This is a genomic window from Blautia obeum ATCC 29174 (assembly GCF_025147765.1).
Classification (GTDB): domain Bacteria; phylum Bacillota; class Clostridia; order Lachnospirales; family Lachnospiraceae; genus Blautia_A; species Blautia_A obeum.
Genome location: NZ_CP102265.1, coordinates 1,085,773 through 1,099,949, shown reverse-complemented (window position 1 = coordinate 1,099,949; position 14,177 = coordinate 1,085,773). Strand labels below are relative to the sequence as shown.

The following is a 14,177-nucleotide window of genomic DNA, read 5'->3' as shown; positions in this document are numbered from 1 at the left end:
GCTTACCTCCTGCCGTATATTTTATGGTAATATTATACAAAATATCGGGCAGGAATCATAGCCTACAAAGTGCATGTTTTACAATCATCTTAATCCTTCACTCTAACGGTTATCCAGTTTTCCATATTTTTTCCAATCCAGTTTCCATTACATTTCACGCCTCCTCCGATTTCACATAACCAGACTGTTTTTCTTACTCTGTTTGTGATAAAATCACAGTAACTTCAGAAGCTTTCCCATTGTTTTCTTTTTACTGGAGGATTTTTCAATGCAGGAAATACATCATTTTTTTCACTCATTATTCAGTCTCACCCTTGATTTTCGTGTCCGGCTGTTTAATATCCTGGCTTTAGGAGGCACTGTGATCAGCCTGATCATGGCCCTTCTCAGTCTAGGAACCGGTTCCTGGGGAAATGTCCTGATCAACCTTGTGCTGGTCGCCGTCTCAGGAGGACTTTTTCTTTATTCCTATTACAGTGAGAAATATCAACGATGTTATCTGATCACCATTGTCATGATTTTTCTGATCGTTTTTCCGGTGATGTTTTTTACCAGCGGCGGATATCATGGCGGTATGCCGGCTTTCTTCGTGTTTGCCATTATTTTTACCGTGCTGATGCTGGAAAAAAGACGGGCTCTGATCGTTTCTCTGCTGGAGATTGTCCTATATATAGGACTGTGTCTGGTCGCATACCATTTTCCGCACATTGTAACTCCTTTTGCTACGGAAGTAGACCGGCTGGCAGATATTCTTCTGGCATTTGTCTCTGTAAGTACTGTCTGTGGCATTGTTCTCTATTTTCATCTGAAGGAATATAACCAGCAGCAGCTCCTTCTGGAGGAACAGAACCGGCGGCTGCGCTCCCTTGACAATGCCAAGTCTACTTTCCTGACCACCGTTGCCCACGAGATCAAAAATCCTCTGAGTTCCATCTCCCTCCATGCCCGGGACACCTCCGAGCTCCTTGAGGAAGAACCTCTGGATTTCTCTCTTATGCAGGAAAATCTCCGCACCATTGAACAGTCGGTAATGCGGATCGACCGGATCGTGCTGGATTTGATGGATACCGTTTCCATTGAGCAGGGACGGCTGGCCCTTTCTCTTGTACCATCAGATCTGGGAGCACTTTTACATTCTGTAGAAAAAGATTTCAGCAGTCATCCAAGTTCCGGGAATAACCAGCTGGTCCTTACGATACAATCTGACCTCCCGGAAATCTCTGCAGACCCGGAACGGCTGATCCAGGTTATCACCAATCTGATCTCCAATGCAGATCGTCACACTCAAAACGGAACCATCACCATTTCCCTTACAGGCGAACCGGGCTGGCAGACCATCTGCGTTTCCGACACCGGAACCGGCATGTCAGAAGAAATGCGAAAAAACGCGCTCAAGGGTTATGTTTCTGCAGATAAAGATTACTGGCGGCACGGCATAGGCCTCTATGTCTGTCATCAGATCATCACTGCCCACGGCGGCAAAATATGGCTGAAAAGCCAAGAAGGTGAGGGAACTCAGGTGTTCTTCTCACTTCCGGAGGAGGAGTCATAAATATATGAATGAAAATAAATCGCTTATCCTTATGGTTGAGGATGAAGAACAGGTGCTGAATACCAACTGCCGGATGCTGCGGCGCCGTGGCTACGATGTTCGCACTGCGCAGACAGTCTCCGAAGTCTATCATCAGCTTGAAGAACAGCTGCCGGATCTTCTCATCCTGGACATTATGCTTCCGGACGGAAACGGCCTGGATATCTGCCGCCACTTCCGCGAAAAAACCATGAACCCTGTTCTTTTTCTCACAGGAAAAAGCGATATCCGCGATAAGGTAGAAGGGCTTCAGCAGGGAGGCGACTATTATCTCACCAAACCTTATAATTTTGACGAATTTCTGGCCGTGATCCAGATGCTTCTGGAACGCCAGAAACGAATAGAAGAAAAAATAAAAGAAAAATTTCAGGCTTCCCGCCAGATCACCATCGGAAGCCTGCGGCTGGATCTTTCGGACGGTCACGCATATCTCAATAATACCGACACAGGTCTTACCCGTACCGAATTCTCCCTGCTGCGTCTCCTTGCCGAAAACCAGGAGAAGATTTTTTCTGCAAAGGAGCTCTATGAAGCAGTATGGGGCAGCTGTGCGGGAACAGATACCAGCACAGTACGGCGGCATATCTTTAATCTTCGTGTCAAGATCGGTGCCGAGGATACCGATGAATATGACATTGTCTCGGTTTATGGTAAGGGATATCTTTTTACCTGCCGGTAAATGTCTCTTTTTCTTCACATTTCTGAATATCAGAATCTGTCTGTTACAATATACTTAACAGACAAGTTCTTTTTATCAGGAGGTGCCTATGCATAAAAAAATCTTATTTCTTTTAACAGGCTTGATTGCTCTTTCCATATCTGCAATCCCAGCCCTCGCTTCTGACCCTCCAACTGATGATGGTCAGTACATCTGGCAGGATGAAAACGGAGATTACTGGTACCGCAATGGTTCCGAGGATGAATATATCGGCGAAGGTAATTATGCCCCTGATCCGGATTCCGGTGAGCTGATGGAAGGCAACGATGCCGGCTGGACCGAACAGGACGGTTATTTTGAACCTCATTATTATTATGAGGATGGCAGTGTGTGGCTGGAGGACGCTACCGGAACCACTTATATTGGCTCCAGAGATAAATACTATATTGATGACTACGGCAATCTTCAGGAATATTCCGAATCAGAAGCTGCTTCCTCCTCCGGGGATTCTTCAGAAGAATACTCTAAATCAGAAAAGCGTGGCGAACTTCATATGCGGGTTGGATTCACTGCTGATGATACGATCAGAGAATCCATGCCTGAAAAAGAAGGTTATTTCGAGCAACGTTCCGTAAATGAGGGAAAAAGTACTGCCTTTGCTTTAAAAGTAGCTAATTCTTCTCTGGAGGATTCTTCCCTGAAGGGTTTTCTGGCAGAATACTATCCGGTAAAGGGTGAGATCATCACTCAAAAGGATCTTACCTTTGAATCTTATCCTGCTACGAAATATCAATATTTAACCGCAGTCAACGAAGAAGAAAAAAATGTTGATGCGCTTGTATGCCAGACTGACGATTATACATTTGGACTTTTTATCCTGACTCCGTCAGACACCTATGATAAGACCGCTGAAAAGGAAGCTGCAGAGCTGATCAAATCCATAGATTTTGTTTACGCAGAGAATGTGGATATGGCCATGACGGATTACTTCCAGGTTCTTACTCCGGAGCGTTGGAAATATCTCTGCCATTATGAAACGACCAAAACCGAAAATGGTGGATATAAACTGACTTATTACAATGAGGATGTTCCTGTGCTGACCCTGGAAGCCAGATATTACGATGGTGAAGACCAGCCTTTGGACAGTGTATGGCAAGGCTATCTCGGCCGCATCGAAACAGTCGATGGCAAAAAGTATGATCTTATGTCCACCATCAGCCAGTACTCTGAAGATGCCTCTGACGAATGGAAAGAAATGTATGACACCTGTCTGGATACCATAAACGGAATCCGCATGATGGATGGCTGTTCCCTGACCGAAGGAAGCCATATCTGATTTCCCGGTCCCCTCTGCCGTTATTTTGCAGACCGGAAAATCTATAGCTGTATCTCAACCGCAAAAGACACATCATATTTACACAAAAGAAGCTGCAGAACTTGAGTCTTCATTGTTCTGCAGCTCCTTTGTATTATTCTGTCCATCATCCACATCATTGATTCCTGCAATAAAGGTTTCAATGAGCTACTCACTTAATTATATATTTTGTGGTGAAAACAGAGAAAATTTCTATTTCTTCTTTACGTGTTTATAAGTCTTTTACAAACTCCACTGCATTTTGGATATCTTTATCATCCGGATGTCCTTTTGCAATACCTCCAACCAGTTTGAAGGGACCAAATGTATCATATCCTTTGCATCCAAATTTCCCTACTACGCTGGCATGTTTTTTATCCAGAATCTGCTCTATGGATCTATAATTCGCACTTCCACCATAAGTGCAGATCAGGAATACCTTTTTGTCATCTGACAAATTCTTTTCTGCAAATTTTAATATCGACTGATGAAATTTCGAAAAATAGATTCCTGATGCAAACCCGATCATATCATAACTTCTCAGATCTGCATCTGACTGTTTTACTGCATCAATCAAATCAACCTGACATCTTTCTGCTATGCTTTTTACTATTTTTTCTGTATTTCCATGATGTACTGATGCATATACGATTGCTTTTCTCATATCTATACCCTTTCTATCCGCTCAACAAAAGAATTATACCATCATTTGTCAGCTTGTAAATCTGTTTCATTACAGGCAATCAGCTCAAAATGATTTCGATTTGTTTTTATAAAGCCTTCTTTTTGTAACTTTGATATCTCCGTAGACATTGCCGCACGGTCTATGCAAAGATAATCTGCCAGCTGCTGCCGGTCAAAGGGAATGTCAAAAGATAACGACGAACGTCTGATGGATTCTGCCGACAAATATGACAATAGTTTATCCCTTGTCGTTCGCTTGCCAACATGAGTAATCTTATCGTTCAGGATTAGTATCTTATTTGCCAGGACACTGACCAGGTTACGTATCAGCTTCTGATGATGCTCACACGCAGTTTGACAAGTAACCAAAAGCCTTTGGACATTTAAGAAAATAATCTCACAATCCTCATCTGCTGCCACACTGATATTCAGAACAGCTCCCAGGCTTGCCGCATATGGTTCTCCAAAAAAATCTCCGGCATGACATTTCGACAGAATATTCCGATGTCCCCAAAGATCTTCCTGCATTACAAGAACACAGCCCGACACCACAAGGCCCATTACCTCAGTAGAATCTCCTGCTCTGAAAATATAAGAAGCTCGTTCTTTTGAAATTACGGTTGCATTTACACAATGCAATATGGATAATATCTCGTTATCACTAAGACCTTTAAAAAATGGACTGTTTCTTAGAATAGGCAAATATTTCTCCAAAATCGTTCCTCCTGTTGGAAATCAAACATACAAGTTGTATTTATCATACTATAATTTTAGCAGAAACAAAAGTTAAATACTATTGACGGAGGATAAAATGATAAGAAAGATTATCAGGATTGATAAAGACAAATGTAACGGCTGCGGTGCCTGTGCAAGTGCCTGTCACGAAGGTGCTATTGATATCATTAACGGAAAAGCCGAACTGGTAAGAGAACATTTCTGTGACGGACTAGGCGATTGTCTCCCAGAATGTCCCACAGGCGCCATTTCTTTTGAAGAAAGAGAAGCCCCTGAATATGATGAAAAAGCCGTGCAAGAAGCACAGAAAAAAACACTTCAGAACTGGCCGGTACAGATTAAACTGGCACCTGCAAATGCGCCATATTTTAACGACGCTAAGCTTTTAATCGCAGCCGATTGTACTGCTTACGCATATGCCAGTTTCCATCAGGATTTTATTCGGAATAAGGTGACTTTAATTGGTTGTCCAAAATTAGATCAGGTAGATTATAGCGATAAACTGACCGAGATTATTCAAAACAACAACATTCAAAGTGTGACAATTGTAAGAATGGAAGTTCCATGCTGTGGTGGTCTGGAAATGGCAGCAAAAAAAGCTCTTCAAAATAGTGGGAAATTCTTACCATGGCAGGTTATAACAATAAGTATTGATGGAAACATTATGGAATAAAGGAGGATACAACAATGGATAAAAAAATGTTTTGCTTTCAGTGTGAACAAACAGTCGGATGTACCGGCTGTACAGGAAATGCTGGTGTCTGTGGAAAAAAGGCGGATACAGCTAAATTACAGGATGAACTGACAGGTGCGTTGATCGGTCTTGCAAGAGCCGTCGATGGCGCAGAAACTATTTCTAAAAGAACCGGACAGGTCATAATTGAAGGACTATTTACCACAGTTACAAATGTGAGCTTTGATAATACAGCTATCGAAAAAACGATACGAAAAGTCAGAGCTGAAAAAGAACGACTGGTTCCTGACTGCGGCAGATGTCAGTCACCGTGCGGTAAAACAGACGAATACGACATGCAGCAGCTGTGGAATGCCAACGAAGATATTCGTTCCTTGAAGTCTCTGATTCTTTTCGGGATTCGTGGAATGGCAGCCTATGCCTATCACGCAAATGTTCTGAATTTCGAAGATGCCGAAGTAAATCGTTTCTTCTGCGAGGCATTATTTAAGATTGGCTATGAAGAAAGTATGGAGGCTCTGCTTCCTACAGTACTGAAAGTAGGGGAAATCAACCTGAAGTGTATGGCACTTCTTGACAAGGCAAATACAGAAACCTATGGAACGCCAGAGCCAACCGAAGTTACTCTTACCATAGAAAAAGGACCTTTTATTGTCGTGACTGGTCATGATCTGAAAGACCTGCAGCTTTTACTTGAACAGACAGAAGGAAAAGGAATCAACATCTATACCCACGGTGAAATGCTCCCCGCCCATGCCTATCCACTTTTAAAGAGATTCTCTCACTTAAAAGGACACTTTGGAACCGCATGGCAGAATCAGCAGAAAGAGTTTGATCATCTTCCTGCTCCTATTCTTTACACTACCAACTGTCTGATGCCGCCAAAAAACAGCTACGCTGACAGAGTATTTACAACAGAAGTAGTTGCTTTCCCAGGTGCTGTTCATATTGATGAAAAGAAAGATTTTACGCCGGTTATTGAAAAAGCACTGGAACTGGGTGGTTACAAAGAAGATCAGCTACTCACAGGCATCAATGGCGGAACAAAAGTAACAACCGGTTTTGGTCATGCAGCCATCCTGTCTCATGCGAATACTGTAGTAGAAGCTGTAAAATCAGGTGCAATCCGCCATTTCTTCCTGGTTGCCGGCTGTGATGGTGCTAAACCAGGCCGAAACTATTACACAGAATTTGTAAAGCAGACACCTTCCGACAGTATCGTCCTCACCCTGGCATGTGGAAAATTCCGTTTCAATGATCTCGATCTGGGAGAAATCGGTGGTCTGCCACGACTGATGGATATGGGTCAGTGTAATGATGCTTATGGTGCGATCCAGGTTGCTGTGGCACTTGCAGATGCATTTGGATGTTCTGTAAATGAGCTTCCGCTTTCCTTCGTTCTCTCCTGGTATGAACAGAAAGCAGTCTGTATCCTACTGACACTTTTACACCTGGGTATCAAAAACATTCGTCTTGGTCCTTCTCTTCCGGCATTCCTGTCTCCTAATATTCTGAACTATCTGGTGGAAAATTATGGTATTGCACCTATTACTACACCAGAAGAAGACATCAAAGCACTGATGAATCATAGCAAATAAATTTTTCAAGATCTTTATATAGAATCAACAAAGCCGATACCGGATTCCAAAATCCTGCATCGGCTTTATGATTATAATTGTCTTTTTTATTATCTGTAATATATACCGCTCCAGTAAATATTGTCTTTCACGATTGTTTCAGGTGGAAGCTCTACACCATCCAATGCCCATTTTTTATATTCTGCAAAACCCACTCGGTCTATAATATACCCCACATGTTCCTTACCGCCAGGCGCATTTGGATCAATATATTCTTTCACAAATTTATAGGTATTCAGGATAACTTTGATGATGGTGTCTTCATCTGCCCAGATCAGAAAATCTTCTCCCAGACGTGGATTTTTCTTTCCTGTTCGTCCCATAAGTGTCAGACGATAGTATTTTTTTGCACTTCTGGTCCATGCTCTGGTCGGACATTTTGTTACACAAACTCCACATCCCACACATTTTTCCTCATTGCGCACGATTCGATAGTTTTCCATCTTTAATGCATCCACCGAAAGCTTATCACAGCCTTTTACACATGCACCACAGGAAACGCAGCGGTTAGGGTCATATTGTGGCTCTGTCATACCAATAATTCCAAAATCATGCATCCTTGCTTTGATACAATCATTGGCACAACCTGTAAGTGCAATTTTAAAATGAAGATCATTAGGAAATATAGCCTTTTCAATTCTCTTTGCAAAGGCTGCTGTATTATAATTTCCAAAAGGACAGACTCTGTTTCCGATACATGCACAGACATTTCTGGTTCCTGATGCCGGATACCCGGTACCTGCTTCATTTTGATTGATCTGAAGATTATCAATGATCGGTTGAAGCATCTCATTAACTTCATCCATATCTTCCATATGGATTCCTTCAATTTCAAATCCCTGACGGGTGGTAACATGAATCTGGCCATTTCCATATTTTCTGGCAATATCTACTATCTGCTGCATGACATCCGCATTACAGCAGCCTCCCGGAACACGCACTCTGGAAGCCGTAAGCCCACGGACTTTTGATACACGGAAGGCATTTTTCTTCAGTTTCTTTGTATTGATATCCATTATATTTTCCTCCCTAATCAAACAGTTTTTTACCTTCTGAATAACAGAATACCGGCCCATCCAGACAAATATATGTGTCATTCATTCGGCAATGCCCACATTTACCAAGTCCACAGCACATTTTTCTTTCCTGTGATATCCAAATTTGTTCTTCCTTCATTCCCAGTTTAAAAAACTCTGCCACTGCAAATTTCATCATAATCGGCGGTCCGACAACAATAGCTGCAGTTTCATGAATGTTATCCAATTCAAGTTCCGGAATATATTTTGTAACTAGCCCCGTTCTATAGAAAGGGTCATCGGATGAGTCCACCGTCAGGACCAGATTCATCTGCTGTTCCCATCTCCTCAGATCGTCACGGAATAAAATATCTTCCGGAGATTTAAATCCAAGTATTGTATGTAATTTTTTTACCTCATCCGGATGCTCACCGAAGTAACTGATCACACCTCTCACAGGAGATACTCCTGTTCCACCAGCTACCACGATCAGCTCTTTTCCCTGATAATTCTCCTTTTTAAACCCGTTCCCATAAGGACCACGCATAAAAAAGCTGCTTCCCTCATTTAATTCAAAAATCTCTCCGGTCACCTTACCAACCTTACGTATCGTCAGATCAACATAATCTTCTCCTATACCACTGACCGAAATAGGTGCCTCACCATATTTTGGAATAGAAACTTCAAAAAACTGTCCTGGTCTTACTTCACCCACATATGTCATACGAAATGTATATTCTGTCTCTGTATGCTTCACGATTTCTTTTATCTTAGATAAGAAAGGAATATATTCATTTGTCATCTTATTTTCCCTCCTTTTCTTTCAGTTTCTGAAGGCATGCAACATAGGAAATATATTCCGGACAGACATTTTCACAACGTCCACAGCCGACACACATATGATATCCAAATCTTTTCTTATAATCTGCAACTTTATGTAATACCTTAAAGCGCATTCTTTCACCCTGGCTCTGACGGAAGCTGTGTCCTCCTGCAATGTCAGAATATCCATCCACCTGACAGGAAGCCCATACGCGGCGCCGCTCTCCTGCCTTTGGATTATCTTTATAAAAAATATCCTGCATAGTAAAACAGGTACATGTCGGACAGACAAAATTGCAGCGACCACAGCCAATACAGCGGCTGCCATATTCCTGCCACATAGAATCCTGATGAATTATATCTGGAAGATTCTCCGGGATCTCTACATGAATCTCATTCTTTTCCACAAAATTCAGTTTCTCCTGTGCATTCTGTCCATAATCCCATAATAATACTTCCAGTTCTCTGCATCTCAGTTCCATATAGCAGCCCTTTTCATCCGGAAAAATATACATATCATATTCTTCACAACGATTTGTACCCATACTTACACAAAAACAATTTTTACCGGATTCCTTACACCCCATCACAGCAAAAACTGTATTTTCCCGCATTCTTCTGTAATAATAATCCTCTGCACCGTTTTTCAGATACATCTCATCCAGACGTTTCAAAGCATGAAAATCACAGCTTTTCAAAAAAATCAATCTCTGTCGTGCCACTCCATCTGCTGTTTTCATTTCATCCTCTGTAAAATAAAGAATCGTCTCTGAGACTGGAAACAGCACTTCCTTGAAACTGTAATCCGACTTCTGATCCCAGACAAGTTCTTCCCAGCTGTTCAGCAGACCATAACGAACTATATCTGTATCTGAAAAGCATCCTGTTCCCTGATAAATTTTCGGTCCATACACATCATAGGATTTCTGCAAAATCTCAAAAATCGTCTGCATCTCATCACTGTTGAGTCGTTTTCCCATCAGATACCCCTTTCTCATAATCACATTTTATAAAATTCTGCAAGACCATCAGAATCCGTCAATATAAACCGCTTATTGCCATAACGGATCAGACCTCTATCCGTAAGAACTTTACAGGCACGAGACACATTTTCCCTTGGTGCCCCAACTAAGTCCGCCATCAGGGTAATAGTAAGATCAATATCTATCATCACCCCGTCTTCCGTATCCACACCAAAATCACGACCTAGCTTCCATAATTTTGCAGCTATTTTTCGCTCCATCTGCATGTTTCCGGTCGTATTTTTTAACTGGTGACCCATTCGCCAGAGATTTCTTTCATATTCTCTCAGAACAGCTCTTGTTAAAGCATGGCTCTGCTCCATAAGCTGAAGGAATTGTTCTTCTGCAATTTCTATTACCTTCACTGGACAGACAGCCTCACAAAAAAGTGCATTTGGCTTTTTGCTTACAATACTCTGATTTAAAAGCTGTCCTTTTCCCAGGATAAAAATCACCTTTCTATTTCCGTGCTTGGTCAGATTGTAAAGCATCACTTCCCCAGAATACACGAAATATACTGTTTTCGTTCTGCTGCGTGAATGAAAAATCACTTCCTTTTTCTTATATGAAACAACCTTACTTTCATTAAGCAGATTCTGCAGAATATCCTTTGGTATTTCTTTAAAAAAATCCATATTCTCCAGTTCTCTGATCGTTATCTGTCCCATTTTATCAACCTCGCTGGCATAACTTTTACAGTCATTGATAATAAACTGCTTCTGTCTTGCTTTCCTTTTGTATTATAATTAAAAAGTTTATCATTTTCCGTGATGTATGTCACATTAAAAAAAGACGTAAGTTTCCCTACGTCTTAATTCTGCCAGTTTCATCACTCAATTATACCCTCTTATCATATTCTTCCACTTCTGTCCGCGTTACTCGTTTTATATTCTGTTTTTTCAGACGCAAATAGACATATTCGCGAAAAATAGTATAAAACACCGATACAGTCGGAATAAAAATGAGCATACCTACTATTCCCATAAGATTTCCACCGATTGTCACTGCCGCCAGCACCCAAATCGACGGAAGGCCAACAGATCCGCCAACAACATGCGGGTAAATCAGATTACCTTCAATCTGCTGTAAGAGTAAAAATATAATAATAAATAAAACTGCTTGTTTTGGACTTACCATGAAGATCAAAAAAACACCCACTGCACATCCAATAAAAGCTCCAAAGATAGGAATCAATGCCGTAAATGCAATAAAAAAGGTCGCTAATCCACTTGCAATGGAACCTAATGCTGACATTGTTGTGTTCATCATATTTCCGGCTCCGCTCCCAAGAATACTTATCCCCCATTTGATTGCCTGGTCAGGATTAAACTGAAGTTGATTTACCAGTTTCATGATCTCCTGGTTATCATGTGAAAACTCACGGATCCAGTTTTTCATCTGTGGGATAAAGTCAGCAATACTTGTCATCAGATTTCCCGTTGTCTGTGTAAGTTGTGGAATTACTCCAAATATAACCAAACCAATCACACTGACCAGTAATATAATTGTAAGAAACAAACTTACCGGTCTTGCTAATTTTTTAGCCAATTTATTGTTTTCTTTTGTCTTTCCAAGAATTATCTTTTCCAAAAAGCTCATTGGCACATTGATCACAAATGCAATTGCGCCACCAAGTGCAAATGCTCCCTGCAAACATTTATTGTTGAAGAATACTTTTGTGAAAATGACCGGATGATCTGATTTGCAGTTGAATCCATGAAACAGTCGAGCAAGGCAAAGAGTTCCAAACGCATATGTACTTCCGAGCAATGCACCGTTCTGATGATATCCTGTTAAGAATCCAATCATTGTCATAGCTCCAATCACAAAACCTTCCAGACCGATCTTACTAAGAAAATCTTTTGTCAGTATCGATTCATCTGCTGATCTTGGCTTCTCATTCATCACTTCACTTCTATGTGGTTCCATTCCTAATGCAATTGCCGGAAGGCTGTCTGTCAAAAGGTTAATAAACAGCAGATGTACCGGGGCAAATGGAACTGGTAATCCTGCAATTGATGCACAAAGAACTGCTAAGATTGCGCCAAAATTTCCAGATGATTCTTCTCTCGGCGGATCCATCATCGCGATCAAGCCAAGAATACCAGGTGATTCTCATCTTTTATAGTTAAAGTGTGATTCTCTGGAATTTCACGATAAGTAAAATCCAATACTCGCAGACCTTCCATCGAAAACTCCTGGTTTTGACGTTGGATTTTATCTTTTACTGTCTGTTGATAAATTTCTTTCATCACTTATGCCTCCTCTTTTCATAAATGTCTATTGGATTTTTATGCAATGAAAGATCTTTTCGATAAAAATGTATAAAAAAAGAAACCTTTATTGCATAACAAAAATGCAATAAAAGTCTCACCATTTTCTTGCGACACCGGATGTTTTCACCGTACTGACGATACCACAAACGCACATTTTAAAAGCGTAGGTTACTCCCCTTTATTTGGTACAATCATATATCAAATCAATATCACTGTCAAGAAGTTCCTAAGCCTTGTAAATCAGACATTCTTCAAAAGAGTTCTTATATAATTATTTTTCTATGAATTATACGCATTTGCAGGTCTTTCCCACACAAAAAACAACTTTCATAACCCAAATCAGTATATCGTGGTTCATGTAATACAGGCACTTGTAGATCAATCATTGCCAGTGTTATTTCTATAACATCCTCATCCGTCCTTGTTTCAAGAATAATTTGTTTTGTTTCCATTCGTATTTTCATCTCTTTTCTGTAGACAAATTTTGAAAAGTTATCTGGACTTTATCTTATCAAAAAATAAGAGTCCGATTACCATTACCACGGGAAAGATCAGGCCGACCAACATACCGCTCCTTATATTATCTCCCGCCATCTGGGTTACTCGTCCAACAATACCAGGACCGATGCTTCCTCCCAGATCTCCAGCCATGGCAAGAAGTGCAAACATTGCAGTACCACCTGCCGGAAACTTCTTAGATGAGATACTTAATGTACCCGGCCACATGATTCCAACAGAAAAGCCACACAGGATACATCCTGTAAGTCCTACTACAGGATTTAAAAAGAGTGATGCAAGAACATAACATACTACGCATAATGCACCTGAACCAAGCATGAACTTTGACAGATCTACTTTTTCTCCGTATTTTCCATATAGTATTCTGCTGATTCCCATGGAGACAGCAAATAAACATGGTCCCAGAAGATCTCCCATTGTTTTGCTTAAGCCAAGCGCTGCTTCAGCATATGCAGAAGCCCATTGTGCCATAGATAATTCAGAAGCACCGGAACATACCATCAAAATAATAGCAATCCAGAATAATGGTGTTTTAAAAAGAGCTGATATACCCATTCCTTCGTCCTCATCTACAAGATATTCAATAGGACAGGTTGCAAAATTATAGATATTTACTGTCGGAATCAAGGCTAACAGAACTGCCAGCCATTTCCAGCTGTCGATTCCAAATACTGCAAAGAAAATTGTTGAAACAAGAATTGTTCCTACTGCTCCCCAGCAATAAAAAGAATGAAGCAAGCTCATAGTTGCTTCTTTATTATCAAATGGACATGCCTCAATGATCGGGCTGCAAAGCACTTCAATAAGCCCGCTGCCAATTGCATATATAATTACACTTATTATAATTCCTGCAAAAGGATTCGGGAGAATTCCCGGGAGAAAAGCAAGTCCTACAAGACCTATGGCTGAGCAGGCTTCTGAAGTTACAATACATATTCTGTACCCTATTTTATCAACAAATTTGGCACAAAATAAATCAACTATAAGTTGAGTAAAGAAAAAACAGGTGGAAATAAGTGCAATATTTCCAAGTGTAATATTGTATTCCGCGTGAAACTTCAAATATAAAAGCGGTGCGAAATTAGCAGCGATTGCCTGTGTTATAAATCCAAGATAACAGGCCAATTTGGTTTTTTTATAATTCTTCATGTAAGATGCTCCTTGAATAA

13 protein-coding genes and 2 pseudogenes are annotated in these 14,177 nt (G+C 40.8%); 5 read left to right on the top strand and 10 right to left on the bottom strand.

Annotation, left to right across the window (positions count from 1 at the left end):
• The first annotated feature begins 268 nt into the window (after positions 1 to 268).
• The 3 genes from NQ503_RS05255 (at position 269) to NQ503_RS05245 (ending at position 3,585) form a co-directional block, all read left to right on the top strand.
• Positions 269 to 1,552, top strand: a complete 1,284-nt coding sequence (locus NQ503_RS05255; RefSeq protein WP_005426718.1) for a sensor histidine kinase — start codon at positions 269 to 271, stop codon at positions 1,550 to 1,552.
• Positions 1,553 to 1,556: 4 nt separating this feature from the next.
• A complete protein-coding gene (locus NQ503_RS05250) occupies positions 1,557 to 2,270 on the top strand; it encodes a response regulator transcription factor (protein WP_005426720.1) in 714 nt (237 codons plus the stop codon).
• 88 nt (positions 2,271 to 2,358) lie between these two features.
• The gene (locus NQ503_RS05245; protein ID WP_005426723.1) at positions 2,359 to 3,585 is read left to right on the top strand and encodes a hypothetical protein; all 1,227 of its coding nucleotides are present in this window, start codon (positions 2,359 to 2,361) and stop codon (positions 3,583 to 3,585) included.
• Between the two features lie 250 nt (positions 3,586 to 3,835).
• Here the strand turns inward: NQ503_RS05245 and NQ503_RS05240 are convergent, their stop codons facing one another.
• The gene (locus NQ503_RS05240) at positions 3,836 to 4,267 is read right to left on the bottom strand and encodes a flavodoxin family protein (RefSeq protein WP_005426731.1); all 432 of its coding nucleotides are present in this window, start codon (positions 4,265 to 4,267) and stop codon (positions 3,836 to 3,838) included.
• A 41-nt stretch (positions 4,268 to 4,308) separates the two neighbouring features.
• The gene (locus NQ503_RS05235; protein WP_044925936.1) at positions 4,309 to 5,001 is read right to left on the bottom strand and encodes a Crp/Fnr family transcriptional regulator; all 693 of its coding nucleotides are present in this window, start codon (positions 4,999 to 5,001) and stop codon (positions 4,309 to 4,311) included.
• A gap of 97 nt (positions 5,002 to 5,098) precedes the next feature.
• Between NQ503_RS05235 and NQ503_RS05230 the strand changes: the two genes are divergently transcribed.
• Both NQ503_RS05230 and hcp read left to right on the top strand, forming a co-directional pair.
• Positions 5,099 to 5,695: an ATP-binding protein gene (locus tag NQ503_RS05230; RefSeq protein WP_005426733.1), complete on the top strand. Its 597-nt coding sequence runs from the start codon at positions 5,099 to 5,101 to the stop codon at positions 5,693 to 5,695.
• A 14-nt stretch (positions 5,696 to 5,709) separates the two neighbouring features.
• Complete coding sequence (gene hcp / locus NQ503_RS05225; protein WP_005426735.1) at positions 5,710 to 7,314, top strand: hydroxylamine reductase; 1,605 nt, start codon at positions 5,710 to 5,712, stop codon at positions 7,312 to 7,314.
• Positions 7,315 to 7,403: 89 nt separating this feature from the next.
• Here hcp and asrC read toward each other — a convergent pair whose 3' ends face one another.
• From asrC to NQ503_RS05190, 8 genes and pseudogenes are all read right to left on the bottom strand, one after another.
• Positions 7,404 to 8,369, bottom strand: a complete 966-nt coding sequence (asrC, locus tag NQ503_RS05220) for a sulfite reductase subunit C (RefSeq protein WP_005426737.1) — start codon at positions 8,367 to 8,369, stop codon at positions 7,404 to 7,406.
• 13 nt (positions 8,370 to 8,382) lie between these two features.
• Entirely contained in the window at positions 8,383 to 9,171 is a 789-nt protein-coding gene (gene asrB / locus NQ503_RS05215; protein ID WP_005426738.1) for an anaerobic sulfite reductase subunit AsrB, read from the bottom strand.
• A gap of 1 nt (position 9,172) precedes the next feature.
• Positions 9,173 to 10,171 carry an anaerobic sulfite reductase subunit AsrA gene (gene asrA / locus NQ503_RS05210; protein ID WP_044925938.1) on the bottom strand — a complete coding sequence of 333 codons (999 nt, stop codon included), beginning with the start codon at positions 10,169 to 10,171 and terminating at the stop codon, positions 9,173 to 9,175.
• 20 nt (positions 10,172 to 10,191) lie between these two features.
• Complete coding sequence (locus tag NQ503_RS05205; RefSeq protein WP_005426742.1) at positions 10,192 to 10,881, bottom strand: Crp/Fnr family transcriptional regulator; 690 nt, start codon at positions 10,879 to 10,881, stop codon at positions 10,192 to 10,194.
• Between the two features lie 169 nt (positions 10,882 to 11,050).
• Positions 11,051 to 11,746, bottom strand: a pseudogene (locus tag NQ503_RS17715) (AI-2E family transporter); the annotation flags it as partial.
• A gap of 66 nt (positions 11,747 to 11,812) precedes the next feature.
• Positions 11,813 to 12,271: pseudogene (locus NQ503_RS17710) on the bottom strand (cation transporting ATPase C-terminal domain-containing protein); the annotation flags it as partial.
• 32 nt (positions 12,272 to 12,303) lie between these two features.
• A complete protein-coding gene (locus tag NQ503_RS17920; RefSeq protein WP_005426748.1) occupies positions 12,304 to 12,465 on the bottom strand; it encodes a hypothetical protein in 162 nt (53 codons plus the stop codon).
• Positions 12,466 to 12,981: 516 nt separating this feature from the next.
• Positions 12,982 to 14,157, bottom strand: a complete 1,176-nt coding sequence (locus NQ503_RS05190) for an MFS transporter (protein ID WP_022387814.1) — start codon at positions 14,155 to 14,157, stop codon at positions 12,982 to 12,984.
• Between the last annotated feature and the right edge of the window lie 20 nt (positions 14,158 to 14,177).

What these genes read in the sequence shown, in the direction of transcription:
- NQ503_RS05255 (WP_005426718.1), top strand. Translation starts at nt 269, where the DNA reads ATGCAGGAAATACATCATTTTTTTCACTCATTATTCAGTCTCACCCTT.
- NQ503_RS05250 (WP_005426720.1), top strand. Translation starts at nt 1,557, where the DNA reads ATGAATGAAAATAAATCGCTTATCCTTATGGTTGAGGATGAAGAACAG.
- NQ503_RS05245 (WP_005426723.1), top strand. Translation starts at nt 2,359, where the DNA reads ATGCATAAAAAAATCTTATTTCTTTTAACAGGCTTGATTGCTCTTTCC.
- NQ503_RS05240 (WP_005426731.1), bottom strand. Translation starts at nt 4,267, where the DNA reads ATGAGAAAAGCAATCGTATATGCATCAGTACATCATGGAAATACAGAA.
- NQ503_RS05230 (WP_005426733.1), top strand. Translation starts at nt 5,099, where the DNA reads ATGATAAGAAAGATTATCAGGATTGATAAAGACAAATGTAACGGCTGC.
- hcp (WP_005426735.1), top strand. Translation starts at nt 5,710, where the DNA reads ATGGATAAAAAAATGTTTTGCTTTCAGTGTGAACAAACAGTCGGATGT.
- asrC (WP_005426737.1), bottom strand. Translation starts at nt 8,369, where the DNA reads ATGGATATCAATACAAAGAAACTGAAGAAAAATGCCTTCCGTGTATCA.
- asrB (WP_005426738.1), bottom strand. Translation starts at nt 9,171, where the DNA reads ATGACAAATGAATATATTCCTTTCTTATCTAAGATAAAAGAAATCGTG.
- asrA (WP_044925938.1), bottom strand. Translation starts at nt 10,171, where the DNA reads ATGGGAAAACGACTCAACAGTGATGAGATGCAGACGATTTTTGAGATT.
- NQ503_RS05205 (WP_005426742.1), bottom strand. Translation starts at nt 10,881, where the DNA reads ATGGGACAGATAACGATCAGAGAACTGGAGAATATGGATTTTTTTAAA.
- NQ503_RS17920 (WP_005426748.1), bottom strand. Translation starts at nt 12,465, where the DNA reads ATGAAAGAAATTTATCAACAGACAGTAAAAGATAAAATCCAACGTCAA.
- NQ503_RS05190 (WP_022387814.1), bottom strand. Translation starts at nt 14,157, where the DNA reads ATGAAGAATTATAAAAAAACCAAATTGGCCTGTTATCTTGGATTTATA.